The sequence below is a fragment of the Pueribacillus sp. YX66 genome, assembly GCF_041725775.1.
In the GTDB taxonomy this organism is placed as follows: domain Bacteria; phylum Bacillota; class Bacilli; order Bacillales; family UBA6769; genus Pueribacillus.
This window is the reverse complement of sequence record NZ_JBEUEL010000011.1, coordinates 53,179-78,406: the sequence shown is the minus strand read 5'-3', so window position 1 is coordinate 78,406 and position 25,228 is coordinate 53,179. Positions and strand designations below refer to the sequence as shown.

The window sequence follows — 25,228 nt, the reverse complement described above, 5'->3', positions numbered from 1 at the left end:
GAACCCACTCCAAACCTCTAACAAGTGATGATTATATTTTATCATATTTTAGTGTAGGGATGGATATTTAGAAGTCGGGTTAATCTCGGGATGGTGTGTGTTTTGAAGAAAAAGAAGATGAATTTGATTGGTATTCATTCAAAAGTTTATCTAACTCCCGGCTAATTCTTAATGTTTTACAGTGAGATAAACCTTTTTTCGTTCCTACTGCAAGTAATCTATTTCGCAAATAATTAATTTCATCTAAAAGTTTTTCGGTTTGGTTGATTTTTTGCATGGTTACAACCCTCCCCGTCCCTTATGTATTTCATGACCTATTTTAGCATATTTTGTAAAGTAAATGTTATAAGGAAAATTAATGGCAGAATTTATATTTTCTTTTAAAGGTCTGAAAGACCATTGTTATGGTAGTATAACAAGTATGGAAGAAGGTGAAACATTGGATAATACGATTTATTCTTTATTGCCCCCACTTTTAGCCATTTTGATGGTAGTTTTTACGCGAAGAGTGTTATTGTCATTAGCGGTTGGAATTGTTACATCTGCTTTTTTATTGGCGAATTTTAATATTTTTGACACGAGTGTCATAATTGCAAATGCAGTGAAACTTATATTTATTAGTGACGGTGCGCTCCATACATCTAACATTTTCATTATGTTGTTCTTACTGTTGCTCGGCATGATTACCGCATTCATTTCAATATTAGGGGGTAGTCATGCGTTTGGTAATTGGGCGATGAAACGTGTGAAAACACGCGCAGGTGCTCAATTTGTCGGATTTATTCTTGGGATTATTATTTTTATTGATGATTATTTCAATGCATTGGCTGTTGGACAAGTGACGCGACCGATTACGGATAGACAAAACGTATCGCGAGCGAAGCTTGCTTACATTATTGATTCAACGTCTGCTCCTGTATGCGTGATTTCACCAATATCAAGCTGGGGTGCATATATTATAACGGTTATTGGATCTATTTTAGCGGTACATGGGGTGAGTGAATATACTGCTTTTTCAGCTTTCATTCAACTTATTCCAATGAATTTTTACGTATGGGCTTCACTCGGAATAGTGTTGGTTGTCATTTTTCGAAACTTTAATCTCGGTTCGATGAATGTACATGAAATGCGAGCGATGAGAGAAGGGCAACTATATGATCCAGCTAAGCCGATTGCTGGTGAACTGAAGAATGAATTACCGACTAGTCGATCTGGGTCTGTTTTTGATCTCATTTTTCCAATCATTGCGCTCATCGTTGGAACAGTTGGGGTGATGATTTGGACAGGCTATCATGCAAGTGAAGGTAGTCCTACTATATTGAAAATTTTTGAAAATACAGATGTTAGTACGTCTCTTTTAGCTGGGGGCTTACTAGCTTTAATTGTTACAACGGTAATGTTTGCAAGGCAAGCTTTCGTTACTAAAAGTGTGGAGCCTCGAATTTTCTATAGGGGAGTAATCGAAGGGATGAAATCGATGCTACCTGCGATTTACATTTTGTTATTTGCGTGGACGATTGTTGATTTGATTGAAAGGTTAGGGACGGGTAAATATTTAGCGAGTGTAGCGGAGATGTGGAATATGAACTCTGCATTTCTTCCGGTTATTATGTTTGTCATTGCGGGAATCATGGCGTTTTCAACGGGTACGTCTTGGGGGTCATTTGGGATCCTTCTTCCAATTGCGGGAGATATGGCAGTGGCTACTGATATTCATATGCTTCTTCCTTCGTTAGCTGCTGTGTTGGCTGGAGCTGTGTTTGGGGATCATTGCTCTCCGATTTCAGATACGACGATTTTATCCTCTACTGGAGCGGGAGCGAACCATATTGATCACGTCATGACTCAGCTTCCGTATGCGTTCATTTCTGCTTTTATTTCATTGATCGGATTTTTCATTGTTGGATTTACTGGTAGCATCTTTCTTGCACTTGCTGTTCTGTTTGGGGTTTTGTTTATGTTTTTTTTATTTGTACAAGATCGCTCCAAGACTCGTACCGATTGACCAAACTATTTGAATAAACCGATTATCATCCAAATGAGCGCGATAAAAGCTATTATGAAAAGAAAAATGGCTAATTTTTCCTTAGTTGGTACAGGAACCATTGCTTTTTTTAGTGTTTGTACATATAAAAATATGAGTAATAAAACGGTCATGAGCGATAGTACTGCGAATAATTTCATTGACGCTCCCCTCCCTTAGGGTATGACTTCGTTTCAACGTTTGCGTCTTATGTACCTTAATAAGGAGAAATTTTCAAGCGAACGAGTTGTTGCTTATATACATATGCGTGTCTTTATGCATTATTAAAAATCGGGATACTGTTTATATCACTATTATTTCGACTATAACAGTAATATAGATTGTTGAAATAAGGGTGAAAGCGTTTGAGAACATATGGGGTTTATTTCATGATTCATTCGCTCGATGTAGTGAGAGGCGGAATGACACGAGCAGCATTGGAACGTGCGAAACTGTTGCGTGCTCATTTTCCGGAAATCGGATTGATTACGTTTGATTATAATCCCGAATATGATAATGTGCTTAATGAATTAAAAAGTGTGAACTTATGGGATAACCATATGCGGCATGTAAATGTATATGAGTTTTTCATGCAGAAGCATATCAATGGAAATGTTGGTCGACATCATATAGGGGAACTTCCAACCGATGATGTATATGAAAAGCAAGAAGTGTCTGATCAGTACGGACAGGTTCGTAAATTAATGTTTATCGATCGAAGGTCGAATAATTTATATAAAGACTACTTTTTTTCTTCGAATGGATCATGTTTTTTTGAGCGTAAGTTTGATTCAGTGACAGGCAAAACATTAAAATGCACGTGGTTTTGTCCGAACGGGGAAGAAAAAAGAACATTCAATAAAGTAAAAGATTATCGGGACTTTTTTATTCGTTCGATTATTAAAAAACACGACGATGTTATTCTATTATCAGATGGACGTTTTTCAGATAAAGTTTTATTTGCGGTTAAAGATCCGAGAATTGCGAAAGTTGCTTTGCTACATAGTCATCATCTTCAAGCACCGTATCATTATGGTAGTCGACTCGTTACTCGGAATGAATCACTCATCAAACATGTGAACAAGTTAGATGCTTTTGTTACATTAACTGAACAGCAAGCGGAAGATATATGTAGTCGATTTGGGCATATTTCGACGATTTATACGGTTGGACACCCTGTACCAGTTCTCCAACCGTTAGTTAAAAAGCAAGACTATGAACCATATACTGCTGTTATTGTCGCTCGTTATGATGGGATTAAACAGATTCCGCATGCGATCAAAGCGTTTAAAAAAGTAATAAAAAAAATACCTCAAGCACAATTAGAAATATGGGGGTTCGGCAAGGAAGAGGCTCTTTATCGACGCCTCATTGCAAAGTTAAAGCTAGAAAACAATGTGTTGATTAAAGGATTTACGAAAAATACCGAAGCGGTTTTTCGGCGTGCTGCTTTTTCAGTTATGACTTCAAAATCAGAAGCTTTTGCGATGTCGATTATTGAAAGTATGTCAGTCGGAACGCCGGTCATTTGCTATGCGTGTCACTACGGGCCACTAGACTTAATAAAACATAAAAAGAATGGGATTTTAATTGAACCAAATGATGTGAATGGATTAGCAAATGCAATGATTGAATTGTTTCAAAACAAGCAGAAACGGAATACGCTAAGCCGAGAAGCGCTGAAGATTGTTGAACAATATAGCAGAGAGAAGACTGCACAAAAATGGGTAACCGTATTTGAATACGCTTTGCGACAAAAAGAGCAGCGCGTTCACCTCTCAAAGATGACAGCGCGTTTCACTAGTTTTATATATGTAGCAGAAGAACAATCATTTCGTTTCGAAGGTGAGCTTCATTTACAGAAAAATACATTCACTTCTAATTTGAAGAAACACATTCGTCTTTCCTTACAATTGCGTAGGCAGAAGCAGTTACTGGATCAATATGTTCCGCTGCCATTTAAGTGGGTTGATGATCATAACAAGATTATTTTTCATGGAAAACTATCTAATGCTCTACAATGGGAAACGGGTGTTTGGAAATTGAATTTAAGTTTTTCGTGTTTAAATGATTGTAAGTTTGTTACAATTAAAGGAAGCGAAAAATGGACATATGAATCACCTATGTATAAGTTAGAAAAATTAAAAATTAAACTGTATCTAAGTAATGACTCTGTAACGATGAAAGTGTTGCGTTCCAATGAAAAACGTTCTTTGAATTTCCAGAAATACCGCGAGCATTTAAAGGAACATTATAAACAAAAACTAAAAAGTCATTTAGTAAAAGCAGGTTTTTTCAAATAGATAGAGAAAAAAGACTATTTACGAGACGAGATTAGAATGAGAAATGGTGTTGTGTTTTAAATTACGATTTTTTTGGCATGTAGTGATGGTGATGAAGTGAATAAACTGTAAGATAATGAAGTTTTCGAAGAAGACAAACACAGTCACTTAATGTAGATAAAAGATTGCTGAACACCCTTCAGAACGGTTTGAAGACTAAGAATTTGATCAAATTATTGAAATATGCGAAGGCGTAAGTGAAGTGACAATAAATCCGACGGGTTACTTACATCTTCAATTTCCAAGCCAGTCTACAAACGACATGCTCAAAAAGATGCCGTTGTCGAAGCCGTAGAAAAGGCGAATTAAAATGCTCAGTCAATTAAAGAGATTACGTATAACAAAGCTCATTCTTAATTTACGTTTCTCGATGGACAGCAAGTATTTGAAAGTAACTTTGATGAGTTTGTATCGATCGCAATCGGTATTTCATGGATGTCGGTACAAATCGATGATGCCAAAGTAATGATCGATGTTGAAGATGAAGTATCTAGTGAAGTGTTTAACACGCTCGTCTATCCTGAAGTGTTAGAAGAAAATAATGAGTAGGGGATTACGCTGTGAAGTGAAATTTATTTGTCATTATTTTGATTTGCTTTCATCACGTTGTTCGGCTGTCAAGCTGAGCGAGAATCGATGGTTTTACTTGATGAAAAAGTTTTAAAAGTTAATATTTCTAAGTCTAATGATTTTGAATCAATCAAGACGTTTGAAGAAGCAATTAGAACGGTTGTTAAGCAAACGGGAAAAGTGATCCAATCGGAATATGATGTGTTAGTAGAGTATGAGAGTATTGAATTGGGTTGCTTTACATACACATGATCTCCATTTATCGTTATGTAAATGAAAGAGCATGTTCAAGTATGTGAGCGATGTTACGGTGTATGTTGCTCCATTGGAAATGTCAAAAAGTTACGAGTATTGAGCACTATAAAGGGTCAGTAAGAAAAAAGATATGCACAGTAGAAATCGATGAATGTATGAGTAAAATGTTTGTGGCCAAATAAATACCTCTCCGTAAGGAAACGGAGCGTACTCGTTGTTTCTTGTAGCGATATAAGCTATACTAAGTTCTGAATTGATAAACGTATCACAAGGGGAGCCAATGGGCTGAGAGTGAACGACTCCGTTCTGACCCTTTGAACCTGTTAGTTAGTACTAGCGTAGGGATGTGATGTATTGATGAAGAAGCGGTTTGTTTCATTGATCAGTTTCTTTGGTCTCCTATGGGATTCGTTTATTACTAATAACACATAGGGGGCTTTTTTATGCAAAATTATCGATTACAAATATTAATTGAAGCGGCGATGTTCGCTGCTGCGGCAATGATCCTTGATTTTCTTCCATCGATCCAAATCGTAGCAGGGATCTCTGTTTCGTTTGCGATGGTGCCGGTCTTCATCGTTGCGTTACGTTGGGGGTGGAAGGCTGGCTTTTTTTCTGGATTTCTTTGGGGTGTATTGCAAATTGTGACTGGTGATGCTACGGTTTTGTATCCTGTTCAAGTACTTGTGGAGTACTTACTAGCTTTTGCAATGGTAGGCGTTGCTGGATTTTTCGCGTATGTGATTCAAGAGAAAATTAAGCATCATCGTAAAAAAGAAGCATTTTTTACTTTAACGATGGCGATATTTCTCGCTAGTTTTGCACGTTATTTCTGGCATTTTGTTGCAGGCTATTATTTTTGGGGTTCGTATGCACCAGAAGGGATGTCTCCTGTATGGTATTCCTTTATCATCAACGGAACGACAATGATCCTTACGTTTATTTTATGTGCGATCGTTTTACTCGCGCTCGTTTCGGTTTCACCGCGTTTACTTGAAAATAAATCATTATCATAATGGGCATCTCGCTTTGATAAATAAAGATGGAGATTTTTATATCTTTTTGTGAATTACAGCATAAACTGTAGTACAATATTCTGTAAAAGGGGGGAGAAGGTGAAATATGTCAAATAGTGATGAAAGATTATTAGCATGTTTAATTTATGTAACGAGCTTTTTCACAACGATTATTGGTCCGTTGCTAATTTGGATCATTAAAAAGGACGAATCGAGCTTTATTGATTATCACGGTAAGGAATATTTTAATTTTTTCATATCTTATACGATTTATATTATTATTAGTTCGATTCTTATGCTCGTACTTATTGGCTTTGTTTTGGCAGCGATCGTCGGAATTTTGGCATTCGTTTTTACAATTGTAGCAGCCATCAAAGCGTTCAACGGCGACCATTATCGCATTCCGCTTGCGATTCGTTTTTTTAAATAAAAACTAAGTATGACCAGCTCTTGATAGAAGGGTTGGTCTTTTTAAGTGAACTACTTATCACTTGAAATTCTACGGATTTTGAAGTGTGAGATTCTCGGGTCATAGCGTCTTTTACTAGTTGACCAAGTTGACTGAACCAATTCTCCAGTTCCAAAAGTTTTCGCTTCTACGCTAAAGCCTAGATGGGGATTCCTTTATTTTTTTATGTTGATTGCTGAATTATGATCATGCATTCAGATAAGTAAAAAAAGAAAATGGAATAGCAACTAGAACAGTAACCGAATGATTACGAAAAGGTTCAGCCAATCGAAATTTATTAAATTTGAAAAAAAAGTTAAGACCACTTTAAATGTGAAATAATTGTAGTGGCTAAACGGATTTACATATGTGACTCGATAATTAAAATGATGATAAAAAAGGCGGTGAATTGTATGGCAGAAAAAGGATGTATCAAATGCGGAGGAACAAAGACAGGAACAAAAAAAATTGCAACGACAGGTGCAGGTTTGTCGAAGATTTTTGATGTTCAGCATAATAAGTTTCTCGTCGTTTATTGCAAAAATTGTGGTTACTCTGAGCTTTATAATCGTAAATCTTCAATGGCGGCAAACGTGATTGATTTATTTTTTGGTGGATAGTCATTGTTGGAGAATGAGGATAGGAAGAGCATCTATCCTCTTTTGTTATGCAATGTGATTTTTATTAAGGGATTGTGAAAATAGGCGGTGGGATGAATTGATGGAACGAAAGTGTGAAACCTATGATGCCGATGGCGCAACAATTGAATATTCTATTATTGGTGAAGGAGAACCTATCCTTGTCTTTCATGGTGGTCACTCAAATTGCAAAGAGGAATTTGGTTATAAAACTTTAGTCAAAAATGCATTTTCTATTATTACTCCTTCGAGAGCTGGTTATGGAATCACTTCTAAGGAAATTGGCAAAAGCCTTTCAGTTGCTTGCGAATATTACGCGAAGTTATTAACACATTTAAATTTAGAAAAAGTTCATCTGCTTGCGATTTCTGCAGGGGGTCCTAGCGGAATTTATTTTGCTGCTAACTACCCTGAGAAAGTTCGTTCGCTTACTTTGCAATCTGCCGTTACAAAAGGATGGCTTGCTCCGCAAGATAAAGAATATAAAGTTGCAAAACTAGTATTTCATCCCAATACTGAGAAATTGACATGGAGATTCCTTGCTTCTTTTAATCGTGTATTTCCACGGTTTATTTTTAAGCAAATGTTTTCGCAATTTAGTAATTTAACGTATCGTGAAGCAAGGGAAAAAATAAACAAGGAAGATATTGATGAAATTAGAAAAATGAATAACCGCCAACGATCAAAGTATGGATTTTTTATCGATCTTGAACAGATGAATACAATAGTGAGCAAAGATTTGCAAGCTATTACTTGTCCTACTTTGATTATGCACAGTAAGCACGACGGATTGATACCATTGGAACATCCTTATTTCGCTTATGAAAATATATCAAATTCAGAGTTGTGTCTCCTCGACACGTGGGGGCATTTAATCTGGCTCGGTACGTCATCTAATGAAACGGATGATAAATTTATTTCCTTCCTTACATCCCATAGCATTTCTTAAGTTGAAGCGAAAAGGAGTTACCTCGTATAGATGTAGCTCCTTTTGAGCGTAGAGCTAAGGAAGAACATGATGTTTATAGTTGAAACGTCTTTGTTGTTGCTTTGTTATTTCCTTCGATAGAATATAATTGGTACTCGCCATTTCCTTTTACATGAAGACCGTGTAATTTTCCGCCAAAAACAGCGGCACCGTCAATCCCGATTTTTGTTTTGCAAGAAGATGTCCAAATGTCGTCACGTTTGTCTGGGTGAAGTCGCCGTGTTGGTGTGTGGCCAAAAATAATAGTTTTTCCTGTTTGATTATCACCTTGATGAAACGGTTCCCGAATCGTGCGGAAAAATTGTTTACCACTATTTTTCCAGTCAGCCAAATTAAGATTGACTCCCGCATGGACATAGAGGTAGCTTCCAACTTCAATATAATCTGGAAGTGAGCGTAAAAATTCAATTTCTTCGTGGAAGTCTTGTTGCATTTGCTCTACTAATTTCTCAGGATGATGACTTTGGACAAGTTCTTTATTATAAAAGGAAGCTAGTGTTTCTTCGCCGCCGACCGTATAATAAAAGCTCGTATGCTGCATAGGGGAATCAAGCCATTCAAGCAACATCTCTTCATGATTACCACCGATTATTGCTGCGCCATAGTTTTGTTTTAGCTTCATCGCAAGTCGCACGACATCACGGCTATGCTCTCCGCGATCGATTAAATCACCGACGAAAATAAGTTGTTCCGAGTCTGGATTCCAGTATGTTAATAGTTTTTTTAGTTTTGTATAGCAACCATGAACGTCACCGATAACGAAAGTTTGTTGAGTCATATCTATGAAATCCCCCTTGCATTCCATTTTAAACGAATGGAGGTCAAGATGACAATGAGTGAGAGGAGGAAGATTAGCCGTATAGAAATGGAATTTAAATTTTAACTGACGCATGTTCTTTTTTACATTCCCTTTTTCTTTCCATAAAACTTTCAGTTTTTCTGTTACTTTCAACAGCAAAATCACTGTTATAGCCTATCGTGTAAAAACATAATGAAATCTGTCAAAGAATAATGAATCATTTCGAAGGAAAAGCAAAAACGTCATTGACTAGCAGGCTATTTCAAAATGAATTAAAAATTATTGGACTAAATAAGAGATTTGATAATTTTATGGAAGAATTTATTACCATCTTTTCAATACAGTCAAAATAAACTTAATATAAGACATATTGACTACTCCTTCCTCCGCATGAATGTGTTAGAAAATAATGGTAAGTTAGTTTTGTCTGTGAAAATAAATGAGTGAGGAGGATACATTCGGTTGAAGGTAATTGTAAAAAGAAATACAGGGATGCTTGGCGGAATAGCAGGTGTCGCTTTATTTGTAGACGATCGCAAAGTAAAAAGTTTGAAAAACAATGAGGAATATACGATTTCTACTGATAAAGATAATGTGACCGTCAAAGCAAAGCAATGGTTTTTTGGGAGTAAAGCCGTACAGTTAAATCATGACGAATCCGTTGAAATCAAAGTCAATCCTGTTTGTCTCTTCTTGTATTTTGCTGCGATTATTTTAGTTTTTATAGGTGGAATAAATCCAGCACGGGAAGTTAAGCTAATTTTTTCGCTCATTGGTGTTACGTTTTTAATATTTGTTTTGATTTTCTCAATGAAATCTTGGTTTATAATACACAAAAGTAAGGATGAATAAAAATGAAAAGAGCTATCATTTCAATATTTCTATTAACTTTTCTTCTTGGGGCATGTAGCTCCAAGGATGGCGTAGTTACGATGGAGCAATATGAAAGTTTGGAAGAAGGAATGCTCAAAACAGATGTTGAAGAATTACTTGGTAAGCCGTTAGAAATTGATGATAACAAATGGATCTATGATTTAAAAAAAGATGATAAAATTATTAGTCTTACTATTTTCTTTTTAGACGATGAAATATCCGGAGCTGTAACAGGATCAAAAAAGGAAGAATCGTGAACTGCTCCCACCACTTACCACCCTTACGGGTGGCTTGAAGTGGGGGCTTCTCGGGTCTGTAATGCCCCCCTTTGTCAAGACACAAAGAGAAAAAATTTAAGTTATGTGTTTTCTCTCCTTTCGCTCTGAATGTGGGAGGCGATCCATAAAGGTTTGACATGGAGCGTCTGCGGGCAAGATTCACCTGCCGAGAAGCCAGATGTCACAACATCGGCACCGCCAAACGAGGCTATCATGCCCGCCTCTCCATGTAAAGCCTCGCATGACGTTCGTTGTTTAGGATGCTTGTGCAATCTCAGGTTGCTTGTAAACCGTTTCCGGCGCTAAATAATTTAAGGATTGGTGGGGTCGCTCCGTGTTATAGAACGTAACATAGTGTTGAATGCCTTTTCGTAACTCTCTAGGAGTCTCGTATTCATTTAGATAAACACACTCATACTTTAAAGCCCTAAAGAAGCGTTCCGTGCGACTATTGTCTGTTGCTCGTCCTTTGCCATCCATGGACACTTGAACACTATTTTCTTTCAATAATTCAAGATAATCAGCATTTGTAAAATGGCTGCCCTGGTTACTGTTGATGATAACCGGTTTGCTGCGATGAAACGCTCGCTTAAGGCAGGTCATGACAAACCCTTTGTCTAGCGTGCTAGATAATTCGGTAATCTACTACTTTGCGACTAAACCAGTCGATGATGGTAAATAGGTACATAAAGCCTCGTCCCATGCGAATGTAGGTGATATCCACTTCCCAGACATGGTTTGGATGGGTGATGTCCAAGCCACGAAGCAAGTAAGGTTGGCAGTACTTGGCATGCAGTCTCTTACTAAGGTTGGGCTTAGGATAAATGGCTTGAATACCCATGAGACGCATCAGACGGCGTACGCGTTTACGATTCACTTCAAATCCTTTTTCACTAAGTTTCGCCGTCATGCGCCTGTAGCTAAAATATGGATGATCCGTATAAAGCCTATCGATTTCGTGCATGATTATGATGTTTTCAGAGCTTTCTGTTGGTTCCTTCGGTTGGCGATATAGGCTCGTGCGATTAATACTTAAAAGCTCTGCTTGACGTTTGATGCTGATCGTTGGGTGATTGAATTCGACCATTGTTTTTCGCTCACGGGCAGATTTATTTGAGTCCAGATTTTTTTTCAGCCAGTCAACTTCAACTGTTAACTGATCTACTAATTTCTCTAAATTTTCTTGTTTGGATTCATATTCTTTACGGACTTTCTCCACCTCGCTTGGGCCTTTCTGAAAGACCATCGAGGATCGTTCTAGAAATTCTGCTTTCCAACGACTGATCATAACTGGGCTTAGTTCATATTTGGCGGCTATTTCATTGACGAGTTGCTCTTCACGCAAAACTTCAAGAACCACCTTTTTTTAAAATTCTGCGGTATATCGGTTTCTATTTTTCATGAGTTCATTATAACTTATTTATCACGCTCCTGTGTCTCACCCTATGAGAGCATTATATATCGCCCTGCACATTCTTTGGGGATGGGAGACTTCTTTCGGAAGTTAAGAGTGTCGAAAGGTCGGCACTTTTTTAATGGTTAAATTCCATACTTTTGACATCGTTCGAATGTTTCGGTAATTTGGAGTTAGAATTAAAAGGAAAAGGGGATGAACGAATATGTCGAAAAAACTCCAAGAAATTATTAACAATGCTGAAACGATCCAACGTTCTTTTACAGAGCCGACAACAGTTACGATCACGGATACAGAGAAATATCTTGTTCATCTGCCGGCTGCATTTGATACGGCAAACATTCGTCCGGGTACACCTATAAAAGAATTAACAGCTCCTTTGCTGGAAGAATCTTTGAAGACGGGTAAAGTGAACCGCATGCGTGTGGGTCCCGAAACACTAGGTTTTCCTTTTATCGTCACATGGAATCCGATTATTGAGGATGGGAATGTGGTAGGTTTGCTCATAACAACAACATCAACTGAACAAATTGATAAGCTCCGTCAATTATCTCGGGAATTAGCTAATACGGTTGAAAACATGGCTCAAACGACAGAACAAATGGCGGAAGTTTCTAACGTCATAAACGAGCAAATTCAAGGAATATCGTCTGACTCTAATTCGATTATTCGAACGATTGAAAACGCTTACGAATTAATCAAAGCAATACAAAACGTTGCTAACCAGTCGAACATATTGGGCTTAAATGCATCGATTGAAGCGGCCAGAGCGGGAGAATATGGAAAAGGATTCTCGGTTGTGGCCAATGAAATAAGACGTTTAGCGGAACATAGTAAACAATCGTCTACGAATATTATTGATTATCTTGATCATGTAAACGAAGCGATGAATGGAAATAACCGCTCCATCCAGGAAATTTCATCGACAATTGAGGAACATTCTGCTAATGTTCAGGAATTACATAGTTCTTTTTCGGTCATAAAAACTGCAGCGGATGAATTGATGAAAGCAGGGAGAGTGTGATTTTGAATGTGTGAACGGCACCTTAATTGTTAGAAAAATTCCAGCAATGATAGAAATATTTCAGCGTATACTGTATGGAAACGATTATGTTACAAGGGAGAGAAGATAATGGAAAACGATGAACGGTATTTAAGAGCGAAGAAGCGAGTGGAAAACTTAAAAGGCTTTTATATGCATCTCATTTCGTATGTTTTAGTGAATGCATTTATATTTTTCATCAATGTAAGCACGTTTGAAGGAGAATGGTGGTTCTTTTATCCGCTTGGAGGTTGGGGAATTGGGCTAATCATTCATGGTCTGTCCGTCTATGCTTCTGGTAAATTTGGCGTCGAATGGGAAGAGCGAAAGATTAGAGCATATATGGAGAAGGATAAGAGGGAGTAGTTTTTTTATGGCCTGTACCCGTGCACTGAAATGAAGAAGGTGAAGAAAAACACAATGGTACAGTAATTAATACTGTAAATGCAGATACGATTTTATCGTTTCTATTATCAGAGTTTTAATAAACTAAGAATAGTGGGCATAGATAATTAGCGTGAGCAGTGGAAATTCGAAAAAAGGTATAAACCGATTTTATCCCAGTACTCTTTCAGTGGGAGGCTATCTTTAAAGTGTTTTTTTAAAATAACCCGTGCTCAAAGATAACGAAAAGTATAACGTAATAAATAAATGCGGTAGCCTTTATCCACCATTTTATATGCTTATTGAGCAAAACAAATGTACCTAATACGATCATTGATAAAACTAAAAATAGATGAAAAAACAATGATTCCAACCCCCATGATTGTCTGATAATTGAAATAATTGTAACATAATCTAGAGTGAAAGGGTGAAAACTTTTTCCGTAGTAATATATGAATTTGAAACGTATGATCTCTATGACACTTATCATACTCTTACCCTGACATTCATGTCTTACAATGCCCTAAATATTCTCGTATCCTTAAGTTAATCATTAGAAAGCTGGTGGAGGGTGCGATGAATAAAGATCAAGTGAAAGAGCTCCGAAAAGGGGTCGTCCCATTTGAAAAGTCCGATCCAAAGACAAGTGTAAGACAATTACTCAATACGATACTACCGTTTTTTATACTTTGGTTTATCGCTTATCAAAGTTTAAAAGTATCGACTTTGTTAGCTGTTTTAGTTGCCATTGTCGCGTCGGGTTTTCTCGTTCGCGTGTTTATTATTTTTCATGATTGTACGCATAACTCTTTCTTTAATAGTCGTAAGGCGAACGATCGGCTTGGAACGTTGCTCGGGATTATGACGCTGTTTCCGTATGAAAAGTGGAAACGAGATCATAACATTCACCATGCGTCAAATGGAAATTTAGATAAACGCGGAACCGGTGACATCTGGGTGATGACGGTTGAAGAGTATGTGGAAGCGTCATTTTGGGAAAGATTGGGCTATCGCCTGTATCGTAATCCGTTCGTTATGTTTGTTCTTGGTCCGCTTTATCTTTTGCTCGTTTCGAATCGGAAAAATCATAAAGGAGCGAAACGGAAAGAGCGAATCAATACGCATGTGACGACGATCGTGGCTATCGTTATTTATGCATTGCTCATTATGACTATCGGCTGGCAAGCGTTTTTGATTATTCAAGGCACGATTTTGTTTGTTTCGGCATCGCTCGGAATTTGGCTCTTTTATGTGCAACATCAATTTGAAGATGCTTATTTCGAAAATACGGATGAATGGAGTTATGTCAAGGCGGCAATTGACGGAAGTTCCTATTATAAGCTATCCAAGCCGCTACAATGGATAACTGGAAATATCGGTTTTCACCACGTTCACCATTTGAGTCCGAGAGTGCCGAACTATTATTTAGAAAAAGTACATGAGACAAATCTGCCATTGCAGCAAGCGACGACGATTACGTTGCGTTCGAGTTTAAAGTCGCTTCGCTTTAGACTTTATGATGAGAATCAAAAAACATTTGTCCGTTTCCGCGATTTAAATTCACTAAAAAAACGAGAAGAAGCTCCTGTTGAGCTTGTAACGCGAAAAACGAGTTAATCTCTCTGCATTATTTATGTATTGAGCCATCTATTTGTTAAATTAGATGGCTTTTAGTCTTTTTCTACTGTTATAATGACGAAGAAGAGAAGCTTGAGTTTTAAAGGAGTCTTATATGCAAAAATGGTACCAACTCTTTCCGAAAAGTCCGTGGATTAGTATATATGTTTGGATTATATTTTTCATTTTGCCATTCTTTTTTATTTTTCGTTCTACTTCGACACTCGAAATCGTTTCAGGTACACTCATGGTCATTGTATTTTTCTTGTCTTATCGTTTCTCTTTTTTCGCAAAAGGTTGGCTTGTCTATTTTTGGATGAGCATTGGAATGATGATCAGTTGCGCTTTGACATTCTTTTTTGGCTATGTCTATTTTTCACTGTTTCTTGCTGTGATGATTGGGAATATTCGTCATACGGTTGGTTTTTTCGTGCTGTACGGTGTTCATTTAGTGTTAACGATCATTGCGGTCGTTTTTGGAGTATTAGTAAAACCAGAATATTTTCTATCACAACTTTCGTTCGTCATCATCTGTATTATCGGAATTATTTTACTCCCGTTTCATTTATACAATCGGAACCGTCGTGAGCAGCTTGAAGGTCAGCTTGAAAAAGCACATAAACGAATTTCTCAATTAGTGGTAATTGAAGAAAGGCAGCGAATTGCTCGTGACCTGCATGATACGTTAGGACAGAAATTATCATTAATTGGTCTAAAAAGTGATTTAGCGATAAAAATATTAGATAAAAAGCCTGATGTGGCTAAGCGGGAAATTCATGATATTCAACAAACGGCACGTGTGGCATTAAAAGAAGTTCGAGAGCTTGTTTCTAATATGCGCGGAGTAAAATTGAAAGATGAAATTGAACGGGTTGAAAGCATTTTAAAAGCAGCAAATATTCAATTTACATTAGAAGGAAATCCGACGCTGAGGAACATTCCGTTAGGTGTTGAAAGTGTTCTTAGTATGTGTCTAAAGGAAGCTGTTACGAATGTTGTGAAGCATAGTCAAGCGACGAAGTGTAATGTATCTATTGAACAAACACGTGATGAAGTGAAAATTCATGTCTATGATAATGGAATCGGTCATTTACATCCGATTGATCTTAAAAAAGGACACGGATTAGCGGGTATGAAAGAAAGGTTGGAGTTTATTAATGGCAGCTTGCACATTGATCCGACTTTAGGAATGTCTCTAGTGATGAAGGTTCCAAATGTCATTAAGCCGATACAGGAGGGATAATGAATGATTCGTATTGTAATTGCAGAAGATCAACGAATGATGCTCGGAGCACTTGGGTCATTGTTAGATTTGGAGGACGATCTAGAAGTCGTCGGAAAAGCAACGAACGGAGAGGATGCACTTGCACTCGTTCAATTACATGATCCTGATATTTGCATTATGGATATCGAAATGCCGATTAAAAGTGGACTTGAAGCGGCTGAAGAGTTAAAAGAGAAAGGTTCGAATTGTAAAGTCATCATTTTGACGACATTTGCACGATCCGGTTATTTTCAGCGGGCTATTAAGGCTGGTGTAAGTGCTTATTTATTGAAAGACAGTCCGAGTGAAGAACTCGCAAGTACGATCCGAAGTGTGATGGAAGGAAAACGCATTTATGCTCCAGAGCTCATTGAAACGGCTTATAGTGAGGAGAACCCACTAACAAATCGTGAAAAAGAAGTGCTTGAGCTCGTTGCTGATGGAAAGAATACGAATGAAATTGCGGATAAATTAAAAATTAAAACAGGGACCGTTCGAAATTATATTTCTGGGATTCTTGATAAATTAGAAGTGAAAAACCGGATTGAAGCGATTACTCGCTCAAAAGAAAAAGGTTGGTTTAAATAATTTAATAGTTACGATGATAGTTTTGATATAACATGACAAGTAAAGCGAGCATGACGATATCTAAGCGCGCTTGAAAAATAAAGTTCATGAAACTAGTTTGTAAGAGCGGTACTTTCGTTGTAAGCAATGCCCCAATCATGATGGCGATTAAAGGAATAGTTGAATACTTTACTCGTTTGTTTAAGAAAATCAAAATACCGCAAACGATTTCAATGAGTGCGATCATGTTTTTAAAATAAACTGGATAAAGAAAGCCTAAGTTTATGAAATAGTTGCTTAACTCTATACTTAAAAATTTCATTAAACCTGACGTAATGAATACGTAAGCAACGATGAAACGAATTAACCTTAACATCTTTATTCCCAGCCCTTCTAATTAAAAGTATACTAGCCATGGTCATTTTCATTACTCCGATTATATGCAAAAAAGTGGACAATCATGTCTCGTTCATTAGCAAATCGGAAGGGCAGTGAGCACATGGGCTAATCGATGAACGGATAAATTTTGACAAGAAATAGTAATAAAGAATCATTTCTCGGGAAATAATGACAAACGAAACCAATGCTTCTCATATAACAGTGAAATCATGGTTTAAGTATCGTTTTGTTCCCATTTTTTAATCTACAAAAAGAAACAGAGCTCGTTCGTTTATAGCTCTGTTTTCTTATGTTTGTGATTGTTATTAATTGTTTTCCCGCTTGTCAACGATTTAAATTCTTTCATGTTTTCATTTTTCAACTCAGTCACACCATAAGGGTTTTGCTTCGTTCGGTCTATACGTACGCCCATTTGTGTTCCTTGTGAATCATTGATAACGCGATCACGCTGTCCATCGAAGTGAGGCGTTGACTTAGAATGAGTGTTTTCACTGTCTTTTGGCATGTTTGAACCACCTCTTTTTATATAGTTTGGTTTATTTTTAGTATGCCTAGACATAAGGTTTTTAATAATAATTGAAAAGAGTTGAAATATAATGTGGGAAACTTATATTTTTCGTAACATGTCTATTTCATTACAGAGCTAATTATTTTAATGCTAATGAATCGCCGACAAAGGTAAGAGAAATCTTGCACGTAATGAACGAATGCCGTTGTTGAGATCTAAAAAAAACGGTGAGTAATTCACCGTTTTTATTATACTCGCTCTGAAAAGCGAAGTCGCTTGTTTAGTAAGTACATGATCGGTACACCGATGAGCATGACAATAAATTCACCTGCAGCTGTCGTCAACCATCCAAACCAAAATGGAAGGCCGAAAGCGAGTTTTAGCTCAAAGGCAATAATAAACATCGTAAACGTAAATAGAGCTGTGTTAAACAGGAGTCGTGCCCACGTTCCTTTAATAAATTTCATTGCACCGATTAAAATGAGCAATGTAATGAGTGAATGTCCAACACCAAAAATTAAATCGTATGGCAATAATGGCGAGAAAAATAAATTAGTAAAAAAGACACCGAGCACAATTCCGAAAATGTATTTTTTGTTGAAAACGACAAGATGGTTAAAAATCTCGGAAATCCGGAATTGCACATTCGTAAAACCGAATGGCTGAATGAGTGCGGACACAGCAATATACAGTGCTGCAAAAATCGCATTGCCGATAATTGTTTTTAGCTTCATATTGAATTGTCTCCTTAGTTTTTTATCGTTGGATGGTTTCGAACAACGTTTCCCTACTAGTAATGGGAACAGGTATTATTATACATGAAGTTTGCAATATGTGTAGGAAAAAGTGTTTTTGTTAGAATTACAGGAGACAGATATGAAGTTGGAATGTAGGAAGGTTAGAAATAGAAGGATGTCTTATCTTGTAGGGATTGGGGTCTTACGATTTCGCACGACGTAAATTAATATCAACAATTTCAGACTCTTGCTCAATTGACCGAAGTGAAAGACGTTCAAGAACTTTTTCCTGTCGCGCTTGTCCTCCTTTTATGGACGAATGCAAATTCATACTTAATGTTTCTAACTTTGCATCTGCTTTTTCCTGTGAACACGAATAAACACGAACAATCTCGTTCGTTCTGATAATTGTGCTTGCATCAGTTTTTGAGTCTCTTTCATTTCTTTTTGCTCAGAATCAAATTTAGCCATTTCTTTTTAAGCTAGTCATTATCAGAGTCTAATTTTGTTACTCTATCAACTAATAATTCTAGTAATTCACGGTCTGTTATGATAATTCACCTTTCATTTTAAAATATTTATTTTTATTATATCATGAAAAATGCAGCTTTTGTAAAATTTTAACAAATTTAAAGCTCATGATTTTTACTTATTAACACACACTAATTAAGGAATTTTAACAAAAGTGAGGTGTGTGTGATGGGGCGTGATGAACATCGAAATCCTAGCAGGAAAAAATCTTTAGGGCAAATGCCAAAAAGCCAAACTGCAAAGGCAGAAGATGTTGAGTTTTCAGAAGAACTTGCCGATGAGAATGACAAAGAAGCGCAGGCAAGAGCAGAAGCTGCTAGAGAGCGAGCAAGAAACATTCAAAAATATAATGGAATGTAAAAGAAATCCTGTGTCCCCACAGGGTTTCTTTTAGTGAGTATATAGTGAGTATATTTTGGGGCAGGCATTACGTTTTTTGTAAAGTAGGCAGCATTGTTTTTTACAATCACTGTGAAATTTTAAGTGAATGTTGGATTCATAAAGATCGATCTTAAATAGCTAGCATATTTATTGCAATTGAAGTAAAATAATGGTAAGTTGATGAACAATTTTGTGTTTTCTGGGGGTGGTTAGGTGAAGTACATTGGTTCGATTTTACTTGCTGTAGGACTTGGTTTTATTTTATATGGGGGCTATCATATTTGGGATTCTAAGCAACAACAAAAGGAAGCATTGCAACGGGCTGAGGCGATGATATCAGAGGAAGAAAAAATTGATATCTCTTCGTTTGCTCCTTCTACCGGGGAAGAAGTAGGGCTTCTTTCACTTCCAACATTAGATGAAGTATTACCGATTGTTGAAGGAGTAGATGAAGATGAACTAGAAAAAGGGGTCGGACATTATGATGGCACTGCTTTTCCATCTCAAGAAGGTCAAATTGTATTATCAGGACACCGAGATACCGTGTTTAGACGACTCGGTGAATTAGAATTAGGAGACGAACTTGAAGTCAAGATGCCGTATGGTACTTTTACTTATGTGATTGAAAAAACAGAAATTGTCGATGCAGATGACCGTACGGTCATTAATCCAAATATTGATGAAGAGTTATTAACTGTGACAACTTGTTATCCATTTACGTATGTAGGTAGTGCGCCAGACCGCTATATTATTTATGCGAAACCGAAAGCTGCGGAATAGAACTTCGGAGGGAAATACGGTCGTGTTTACGGTACTTTCAAAAGCTGATTTTAAGAAACCTACACTTGAGCTTGCGAAAGCTTTACTCGGTTGTTTGCTAGTAAAAGAAACTGAGTTAGGCATTACAGCAGGCTATATCGTTGAGACAGAAGCCTATATCGGACCAGAAGATCGAGCGGCACATAGTTACGGAAATCGGAGGACGAAGCGAACAGAAATTATGTTTGGTGAAGCGGGTTATGTTTACACGTATCAAATGCATACGCATACGCTTGTGAATGTCGTGAGCGGTGAAATTGAAAAGCCTGAAGCTGTCTTAATCCGTGCTATTGAGCCTTGTTCAGGAATTGATTTAATGTATGAACGCAGGAAAGTCGAACAAAGGATACATTTAACGAACGGACCAGGAAAATTAACAAAAGCGATGGGAATCAACATGGACGATTATGGACGACCTTTGTTTGAGCGACCGATTTATATTGCTGAAGGGTATACGCCAAAGTCGATATCAACTGGAACACGAATTGGTATTGATAATACAGGTGAAGCAAAAAATTATCCGTGGCGATTTTGGGTAAGTGGAAATTTATTTGTATCAAAATAAGATTAACTTTTGGCAACAAATATGCCTGTATCTGTTGTCACAAAGATAGAGCATCAGTGAGACAATACTGGTTTTGTGTTTTGTCTGATTCTAACCGTTTCATCATTTTGCGATGAGGCGGTTTTTTGTTCTGAAAAGACTCTCCATTGCATATTAACTAACAAGCCTACTTCTAATAAGTAGAAAAATATGAAAGGGAGGGTGAATGATGAGTCCATGGCTTACGACGTTAGGAGCATTAGTTTTTTTCTATTTAGGTTATCGGTTTTATTCTAACTTTTTAGCAGAGAGAATTTTTCGACTTGATCCAAATTACGTGACACCAGCACATCAATTTCACGATGGTGTTGATCATGTGCCGACGAACAAGTTTGTCCTATGGGGACATCACTTTAGTTCAGTTGCGGGAGCGGCACCTATTGTTGGGCCTGCAATTGCGATGATTTGGGGGTGGGGTCCGGCCCTCCTTTGGGTTGTATTTGGGACAATCTTTTTTGCAGGAATTCATGATTTTGGAACGCTTTGGGCGTCCGTTCGTAACAGAGGAAAATCAGTTGGAGTTATTACGAATTCAGTGATTGGAAAACGGGCAAAAGGTTTATTTTTACTTATTATTTTCTTTTTGTTGCTATTAGTCAATGCAGTATTTGCAGTTACGATTGCTAATTTGTTTACTGCTTTTCCTGAAAGTGTTCTTCCTTATTGGCTGCAAATTCCTGTGGCGATTTCGATTGGTTTTTTAGTGTATAAGCGAAGAGTAAAGTTGTTCTGGCCCTCAATCATCGGTTTACTTTTGTTATTTACGTTTATTTTTCTTGGAGCGAAATTCCCGTTACCACTTTCTGAGACAATGTTAGGGCTTCCATCACCGGCATGGTGGGTCATTATTATGCTTTTGTATGGGGCGATCGCCTCAAGACTGCCTGTTTGGACGTTACTCCAACCACGAGATTATATTAATTCGCATATGCTGTTTCTTGGGTTAATCATTCTTTATCTCGGTTTATTTATCGGTAGACCGGACTTTGTTGCACCAATGTTTAACACAAATGTACCGGCTGGGACACCACCGATTCTTCCGTTGTTATTCGTGACGATTGCGTGCGGGGCGATTTCTGGTTTTCATGGACTCGTAAGTTCAGGAACTTCTTCGAAACAGTTGAATCAAGAAACAGACGCCCGTTTCGTCGGTTACTTTGGTGCTGTTGGTGAAGGAATGCTTGCGCTTGCTGCAATTATGGCAACAGCAGCTGGGTTTGCAACATTTGAAGCATGGAGCGAACATTATGGTTCGTGGGCATCCGCAAGTGCAGGAGGAACAGCTGCTTTCGTAACAGGTGCAGGGAGCTTTTTAGCGAATCTCGGTATTTCTCCTATCATTGCGACTACGTTTATTTCGATTATGGTCGTTGCGTTTGCGGCGACTACGCTAGATACGTCAATGCGTCTTCAGCGTTTTATTTTATCGGAAATCGGAGAGCAATATCACGTTAAACCGTTAAAAAATGCAAACTTTAGCACTATTATCGCGCTATTAAGTTGTATTGCACTTGCCTTTTTAGCTGACCCCTCAAACCCGGGAGCTGGCGGAATGGTGCTTTGGCCGTTGTTCGGAACGACGAATCAGTTGACGGCTGGCTTATCGCTATTAATCATTACGATTATTTTATGGCGTCTAGGTAGAAAGTTCATTTATGCGCTTATTCCATTGATTGTTGTCGTTACAGCTACCGCAACGAGTATGGTTATTAACATTTCTAACTATTTAAAAGAAGGAAATACGTTACTCGTTATTGTCGGCACATTCATTCTTGCATTAAACATTTGGCTTATTCTTGAAGGAGTTGCAGCGGTTAAACGAGAGCGACAAGCTCCAATCCCGCCTGCAACGTAAGTAAGGAGTTTGTACAATGAAGAAAAGAATCCAAAGTTTTGCTGACAATGTAAAACACTTTTATACGGAAATGTACTATACACCATATCGGCAAACGATGAAACGTGAAATTCAAAAAAGAGATGATCTATTTAAGCTGCTCATTTATTCAGAGCGATTAGGGCTTCCGAATCCCGCTTCTTTTTATACGCTCGAACTTCTCCCGTTTATGTTGGAAGATTTTCACGAATGGCATATAAGAATGGGAATGGAAAAATCTCCATTGGACGGGTTTCGTTGTTGTTAAATTTTTTTAAAAAAAGGGAGAAAGAAGAAGCGGTAAAGGACACTGGAAAATTAGAAATCACGTTTTTTGGTGGCAAAGGTGGAGTCGGGAAAACGACGTGTTCCGCCACGTTTGCCTTTTCTCTAGCAGAAAAAGGAGTACGCACTCTACTTGTATCGACAGATCCAGCGCATTCATTGGCTGATTTAATCGGAAAGGCTGAAGTTATCCCCTATTTGCGCATACATGAATTAGATACATCTGAGGCGGTGGAACGCTACCTCAACGAAGTGAAACAAAATTTGGAGAGGTTAACTGCTCCTGATCTGAGAAAAGAGGTTGAGCGTCAAGTTGATTTTGCGGCGGTATCTCCTGGTGCGGAAGAAGCAGCATTGTTTGATGAATTTACGAAAATTCTGTTGGAGGCGGAAAAAGAATATGCTCACGTCGTGTTCGATACAGCACCAACGGGACACACGCTACGTTTACTTTCATTGCCTGAAATAATGGAAGTGTGGATGGACGGGATGCTCTCGCAACGTAAGAAGTCACAGGAGATGCAGCAAATGTTAGACAATATAGCAGGAGTTCAAGAACGAGATGAACGGGTCGATGATGTGTACCATTTGTTGTACAAACGCAGGGAGCGTTTTTCGCAAGTGAAAGATTGGCTCTTAGATGGAGACCGGACGTCTTTTTACTTTGTACTAAATCCAGAAAGGCTACCAATTTTAGAGACCGAAAAAGCGATTAATCTATTGAAAAAGCATCATATATCGATAGGCAGTTTAATTGTGAATCGAGTTTTGCCAAAAGATGTAGATGGAGAATTTTTAGCAAAAAGAAGAGAGCAGGAAAAAGAGTATCTTCATGAAATTGAAATACGATTTTCGAAATTTAATAAAATTTATATTCCGATGCAACCAACAGACGTTACAAAAGTGGATGAACTGAAAAAGCTTACACGGTATTTTTCTGACATTTCATGCATATGATTTTGCCACAGTTGGACAATAAAAGGTAACGTCGTCAGTATAAGGAGAATCTAAACATGGCAAACGTCGCTTTTTTTGTCGTTGCGACTGTTTTGTAACGATTTGGGGGTAGAATAGTCAATTTCTCAAATGACGATACCACAAACGGTCATTATGATTGCACTAGGCACGCTATTAATTCAACCGATAACTGGGAATGGATTATGGCCAACTTTTCTCTTACTAGTGTTCTCGTTGCAAGTTTAGTCGTAACTGAATTAATTGGATTAAATTTTAATAAGTCCGAGTCATTAATTAGGGGGAAAGCAGTACCTGTCATTGAAAACGGGGCATTAGACGAAAAAAATTAAAAAAGCTTCGTCTAACCGTCGATCAATTGGAAGCACAGTTGCTTCAATCGGGGATCAGTTCGATTGCTGATGTCCAATATGCGACAATCGAATCAAATGGACAAATTGGTTATACGTTAAAGCAAAAAAAGCAATCAGCGACAAAAGAAGATATTCAACGACTTATACACCTCATTCAGACGGGGCAGTTGAAGCAGCAATCATAAACGCCTGAGGGTGAAGATATTTTTAAAGAAATTCAACATTGTAATCTAACATTGCCACCTAATAGATTACAGTGAGTTTCTCCATTAGTTCAATTGTACTGAAAAGCAGAAAAATTCAAATTCATCTTTGACGTTCTTAAAAGGATGTGCTAGACTTGGCAGTAATTGAATAGGAAATCCACTAGGGGTGCCGTTCTGGCTGAGATAAGACGTTGTCTTGATCCCTTTGAACCTGATCTGGTTAGTACCAGCGTAGGGAAGTGGAGTCGACGAGGTTATGTATTACATTGCCCAATTTTGTGATGTGCACGTGTGCGTGGGTTTAATGAATACTGATTTAGACGATATACGTAGAGTCGCTCCCTTCCGGAGTGGCTCTTTTTTTAGTGGGTTTTCTAAAAAATTAGGGAGGAAAAGGGAATGAGATGGAAAGAAGCAGATTATTTTTTTGAAGCGACTTACAAGCATCCATTTGTTCAAGGAATCGGGAAAGGAGAGTTGAAGAAAGAGCAACATATTCATTATATTAAACAAGATTATGAGTACTTAAATGCGATAATTCGCTATCATCCGTTAGGGATGGAAAAGTGTACAACACATGTTTAATACGAGTATCTGTTCTATCTTAAGTGAAGAAACTCACCTGCAAAATAACTTCTGTGAAGTTACAAAAGTAAGATACGAAGATTTATAAGGAGCTCCTATCGCACAGCATTATACAACATACATGCTCCATATTTCTCAAGAGGGGAAATGATCGCAGTTACGTTACCATGTTCATGGGTGTATTTATATATCGGTGAAAGATTAATTGAAGAGTTTCAGCCTGATAAAGATTATCTATTCTATGAATGGATTACGTTTTACGGAGCGTAAACTGAACCTAGAATTTACGTGTATTTGGAAAAGTTTGATGAAATTACAAAAACAGCGTCAGAAGAAGAGAAGGAGCGTTTGAAAAAGCATTTTATCATTAGCAGTGAGCTAGAATATATGTTTTTTAATATGCCTTACACCGGTCACAATTGGCTATTACAAAAACAAGTAACAAAAGTATAGA

Annotated in this window: 32 protein-coding genes and 3 riboswitches; of the genes, 25 read left to right on the top strand and 7 right to left on the bottom strand. The window is 37.6% G+C overall.

The window, feature by feature from the left end:
- Nucleotides 1-79: 79 nt before the first annotated feature.
- Nucleotides 80-277 carry an aspartyl-phosphate phosphatase Spo0E family protein gene (locus ABU914_RS07140; RefSeq protein ID WP_379669043.1) on the bottom strand — a complete coding sequence of 66 codons (198 nt, stop codon included), beginning with the start codon at nucleotides 275-277 and terminating at the stop codon, nucleotides 80-82.
- Nucleotides 278-439: 162 nt separating this feature from the next.
- On the opposite strand from ABU914_RS07140, the gene ABU914_RS07135 reads away from it, so the two are divergent.
- The gene (locus tag ABU914_RS07135; protein ID WP_379669061.1) at nucleotides 440-2,005 is read left to right on the top strand and encodes a Na+/H+ antiporter NhaC family protein; all 1,566 of its coding nucleotides are present in this window, start codon (nucleotides 440-442) and stop codon (nucleotides 2,003-2,005) included.
- Between the two features lie 5 nt (nucleotides 2,006-2,010).
- Here ABU914_RS07135 and ABU914_RS07130 read toward each other — a convergent pair whose 3' ends face one another.
- Nucleotides 2,011-2,184: a hypothetical protein gene (locus tag ABU914_RS07130; protein ID WP_379669042.1), complete on the bottom strand. Its 174-nt coding sequence runs from the start codon at nucleotides 2,182-2,184 to the stop codon at nucleotides 2,011-2,013.
- A gap of 228 nt (nucleotides 2,185-2,412) precedes the next feature.
- Between ABU914_RS07130 and ABU914_RS07125 the strand changes: the two genes are divergently transcribed.
- The 6 genes from ABU914_RS07125 (at nucleotide 2,413) to ABU914_RS07100 (ending at nucleotide 8,241) form a co-directional block, all read left to right on the top strand.
- Nucleotides 2,413-4,326, top strand: a complete 1,914-nt coding sequence (locus ABU914_RS07125; protein WP_379669041.1) for a glycosyltransferase — start codon at nucleotides 2,413-2,415, stop codon at nucleotides 4,324-4,326.
- 675 nt (nucleotides 4,327-5,001) lie between these two features.
- Nucleotides 5,002-5,187: a hypothetical protein gene (locus ABU914_RS07120; RefSeq protein WP_379669040.1), complete on the top strand. Its 186-nt coding sequence runs from the start codon at nucleotides 5,002-5,004 to the stop codon at nucleotides 5,185-5,187.
- 263 nt (nucleotides 5,188-5,450) lie between these two features.
- Nucleotides 5,451-5,552: riboswitch (TPP riboswitch) on the top strand.
- An 81-nt stretch (nucleotides 5,553-5,633) separates the two neighbouring features.
- Complete coding sequence (thiT, locus tag ABU914_RS07115) at nucleotides 5,634-6,206, top strand: energy-coupled thiamine transporter ThiT (RefSeq protein ID WP_379669039.1); 573 nt, start codon at nucleotides 5,634-5,636, stop codon at nucleotides 6,204-6,206.
- 106 nt (nucleotides 6,207-6,312) lie between these two features.
- Nucleotides 6,313-6,636, top strand: a complete 324-nt coding sequence (locus tag ABU914_RS07110) for a DUF4870 domain-containing protein (protein ID WP_379669038.1) — start codon at nucleotides 6,313-6,315, stop codon at nucleotides 6,634-6,636.
- A gap of 431 nt (nucleotides 6,637-7,067) precedes the next feature.
- On the top strand, nucleotides 7,068-7,274 hold the full coding sequence (locus tag ABU914_RS07105) for a zinc ribbon domain-containing protein (protein ID WP_379669037.1): 207 nt from the start codon (nucleotides 7,068-7,070) through the stop codon (nucleotides 7,272-7,274).
- A gap of 100 nt (nucleotides 7,275-7,374) precedes the next feature.
- The gene (locus tag ABU914_RS07100; protein ID WP_379669036.1) at nucleotides 7,375-8,241 is read left to right on the top strand and encodes an alpha/beta fold hydrolase; all 867 of its coding nucleotides are present in this window, start codon (nucleotides 7,375-7,377) and stop codon (nucleotides 8,239-8,241) included.
- 73 nt (nucleotides 8,242-8,314) lie between these two features.
- Here ABU914_RS07100 and ABU914_RS07095 read toward each other — a convergent pair whose 3' ends face one another.
- Nucleotides 8,315-9,058, bottom strand: coding sequence for a metallophosphoesterase family protein (locus ABU914_RS07095; RefSeq protein ID WP_379669035.1), 744 nt, complete (start codon nucleotides 9,056-9,058; stop codon nucleotides 8,315-8,317).
- A 483-nt stretch (nucleotides 9,059-9,541) separates the two neighbouring features.
- Between ABU914_RS07095 and ABU914_RS07090 the strand changes: the two genes are divergently transcribed.
- Both ABU914_RS07090 and ABU914_RS07085 read left to right on the top strand, forming a co-directional pair.
- Complete coding sequence (locus ABU914_RS07090) at nucleotides 9,542-9,931, top strand: hypothetical protein (protein WP_379669034.1); 390 nt, start codon at nucleotides 9,542-9,544, stop codon at nucleotides 9,929-9,931.
- 2 nt (nucleotides 9,932-9,933) lie between these two features.
- Nucleotides 9,934-10,209 (top strand): hypothetical protein, encoded by a 276-nt coding sequence (locus ABU914_RS07085; protein WP_379669033.1) that lies wholly within the window; start codon nucleotides 9,934-9,936, stop codon nucleotides 10,207-10,209.
- Nucleotides 10,210-10,485: 276 nt separating this feature from the next.
- Here the strand turns inward: ABU914_RS07085 and ABU914_RS07080 are convergent.
- Nucleotides 10,486-11,590, bottom strand: a protein-coding gene (locus tag ABU914_RS07080) for an IS3 family transposase (RefSeq protein WP_379669032.1) whose coding sequence is annotated in 2 segments (ribosomal slippage) — nucleotides 10,486-10,866 and nucleotides 10,868-11,590 — 1,104 coding nt in all. Because the reading frame shifts where the segments join, the coding sequence is not laid out codon by codon here.
- Nucleotides 11,591-11,849: 259 nt separating this feature from the next.
- Between ABU914_RS07080 and ABU914_RS07075 the strand changes: the two genes are divergently transcribed.
- From ABU914_RS07075 to ABU914_RS07055, 5 genes are all read left to right on the top strand, one after another.
- On the top strand, nucleotides 11,850-12,668 hold the full coding sequence (locus ABU914_RS07075) for a methyl-accepting chemotaxis protein (RefSeq protein WP_379669031.1): 819 nt from the start codon (nucleotides 11,850-11,852) through the stop codon (nucleotides 12,666-12,668).
- A 108-nt stretch (nucleotides 12,669-12,776) separates the two neighbouring features.
- Nucleotides 12,777-13,052, top strand: a complete 276-nt coding sequence (locus ABU914_RS07070; protein ID WP_379669030.1) for a 2TM domain-containing protein — start codon at nucleotides 12,777-12,779, stop codon at nucleotides 13,050-13,052.
- Nucleotides 13,053-13,646: 594 nt separating this feature from the next.
- A complete protein-coding gene (gene desA / locus ABU914_RS07065; protein WP_379669029.1) occupies nucleotides 13,647-14,687 on the top strand; it encodes a Delta(5) desaturase DesA in 1,041 nt (346 codons plus the stop codon).
- Between the two features lie 115 nt (nucleotides 14,688-14,802).
- Nucleotides 14,803-15,930, top strand: coding sequence for a sensor histidine kinase (locus tag ABU914_RS07060; RefSeq protein ID WP_379669028.1), 1,128 nt, complete (start codon nucleotides 14,803-14,805; stop codon nucleotides 15,928-15,930).
- A 3-nt stretch (nucleotides 15,931-15,933) separates the two neighbouring features.
- The gene (locus ABU914_RS07055; protein WP_379669027.1) at nucleotides 15,934-16,539 is read left to right on the top strand and encodes a response regulator; all 606 of its coding nucleotides are present in this window, start codon (nucleotides 15,934-15,936) and stop codon (nucleotides 16,537-16,539) included.
- A gap of 1 nt (nucleotide 16,540) precedes the next feature.
- Here ABU914_RS07055 and ABU914_RS07050 read toward each other — a convergent pair whose 3' ends face one another.
- The 3 genes from ABU914_RS07050 to ABU914_RS07040 form a co-directional block, all read right to left on the bottom strand.
- On the bottom strand, nucleotides 16,541-16,894 hold the full coding sequence (locus ABU914_RS07050; RefSeq protein ID WP_379669026.1) for a DoxX family protein: 354 nt from the start codon (nucleotides 16,892-16,894) through the stop codon (nucleotides 16,541-16,543).
- Between the two features lie 294 nt (nucleotides 16,895-17,188).
- A complete protein-coding gene (locus ABU914_RS07045) occupies nucleotides 17,189-17,422 on the bottom strand; it encodes a hypothetical protein (RefSeq protein WP_379669025.1) in 234 nt (77 codons plus the stop codon).
- A gap of 251 nt (nucleotides 17,423-17,673) precedes the next feature.
- Nucleotides 17,674-18,159 carry a QueT transporter family protein gene (locus ABU914_RS07040; RefSeq protein ID WP_379669024.1) on the bottom strand — a complete coding sequence of 162 codons (486 nt, stop codon included), beginning with the start codon at nucleotides 18,157-18,159 and terminating at the stop codon, nucleotides 17,674-17,676.
- 8 nt (nucleotides 18,160-18,167) lie between these two features.
- Nucleotides 18,168-18,212: riboswitch (PreQ1 riboswitch) on the bottom strand.
- 649 nt (nucleotides 18,213-18,861) lie between these two features.
- Here ABU914_RS07040 and ABU914_RS07035 point away from each other — a divergent pair.
- The 11 genes from ABU914_RS07035 to ABU914_RS06985 all read left to right on the top strand — a co-directional run bounded on the left by ABU914_RS07035 (nucleotide 18,862) and on the right by ABU914_RS06985 (nucleotide 25,227).
- Nucleotides 18,862-19,053 carry a YfhD family protein gene (locus tag ABU914_RS07035; protein ID WP_379669023.1) on the top strand — a complete coding sequence of 64 codons (192 nt, stop codon included), beginning with the start codon at nucleotides 18,862-18,864 and terminating at the stop codon, nucleotides 19,051-19,053.
- 234 nt (nucleotides 19,054-19,287) lie between these two features.
- The gene (locus ABU914_RS07030; RefSeq protein ID WP_379669022.1) at nucleotides 19,288-19,854 is read left to right on the top strand and encodes a class D sortase; all 567 of its coding nucleotides are present in this window, start codon (nucleotides 19,288-19,290) and stop codon (nucleotides 19,852-19,854) included.
- Nucleotides 19,829-20,458, top strand: coding sequence for a DNA-3-methyladenine glycosylase (locus ABU914_RS07025; RefSeq protein WP_379669060.1), 630 nt, complete (start codon nucleotides 19,829-19,831; stop codon nucleotides 20,456-20,458). The genes ABU914_RS07030 and ABU914_RS07025 overlap by 26 nt, the downstream gene beginning before the upstream one ends.
- Nucleotides 20,459-20,666: 208 nt before the next feature.
- Complete coding sequence (locus ABU914_RS07020) at nucleotides 20,667-22,352, top strand: carbon starvation CstA family protein (protein ID WP_379669021.1); 1,686 nt, start codon at nucleotides 20,667-20,669, stop codon at nucleotides 22,350-22,352.
- Nucleotides 22,353-22,368: 16 nt separating this feature from the next.
- Nucleotides 22,369-22,638: a cory-CC-star protein gene (locus tag ABU914_RS07015; RefSeq protein WP_379669020.1), complete on the top strand. Its 270-nt coding sequence runs from the start codon at nucleotides 22,369-22,371 to the stop codon at nucleotides 22,636-22,638.
- Nucleotides 22,629-23,612: an ArsA family ATPase gene (locus ABU914_RS07010; protein ID WP_379669019.1), complete on the top strand. Its 984-nt coding sequence runs from the start codon at nucleotides 22,629-22,631 to the stop codon at nucleotides 23,610-23,612. The genes ABU914_RS07015 and ABU914_RS07010 overlap by 10 nt, the downstream gene beginning before the upstream one ends.
- A 203-nt stretch (nucleotides 23,613-23,815) precedes the next feature.
- Nucleotides 23,816-23,962 carry a hypothetical protein gene (locus ABU914_RS07005; protein ID WP_379669018.1) on the top strand — a complete coding sequence of 49 codons (147 nt, stop codon included), beginning with the start codon at nucleotides 23,816-23,818 and terminating at the stop codon, nucleotides 23,960-23,962.
- 38 nt (nucleotides 23,963-24,000) lie between these two features.
- Nucleotides 24,001-24,168 carry a YetF domain-containing protein gene (locus ABU914_RS07000; RefSeq protein WP_379669017.1) on the top strand — a complete coding sequence of 56 codons (168 nt, stop codon included), beginning with the start codon at nucleotides 24,001-24,003 and terminating at the stop codon, nucleotides 24,166-24,168.
- A gap of 173 nt (nucleotides 24,169-24,341) precedes the next feature.
- Nucleotides 24,342-24,444: riboswitch (TPP riboswitch) on the top strand.
- A gap of 144 nt (nucleotides 24,445-24,588) precedes the next feature.
- On the top strand, nucleotides 24,589-24,774 hold the full coding sequence (locus ABU914_RS06995; RefSeq protein ID WP_379669016.1) for a thiaminase II/PqqC family protein: 186 nt from the start codon (nucleotides 24,589-24,591) through the stop codon (nucleotides 24,772-24,774).
- 147 nt (nucleotides 24,775-24,921) lie between these two features.
- The gene (locus tag ABU914_RS06990; RefSeq protein ID WP_379669015.1) at nucleotides 24,922-25,044 is read left to right on the top strand and encodes a hypothetical protein; all 123 of its coding nucleotides are present in this window, start codon (nucleotides 24,922-24,924) and stop codon (nucleotides 25,042-25,044) included.
- Between the two features lie 24 nt (nucleotides 25,045-25,068).
- Entirely contained in the window at nucleotides 25,069-25,227 is a 159-nt protein-coding gene (locus ABU914_RS06985) for a hypothetical protein (RefSeq protein WP_379669014.1), read from the top strand.
- Nucleotide 25,228: the final 1 nt, after the last annotated feature.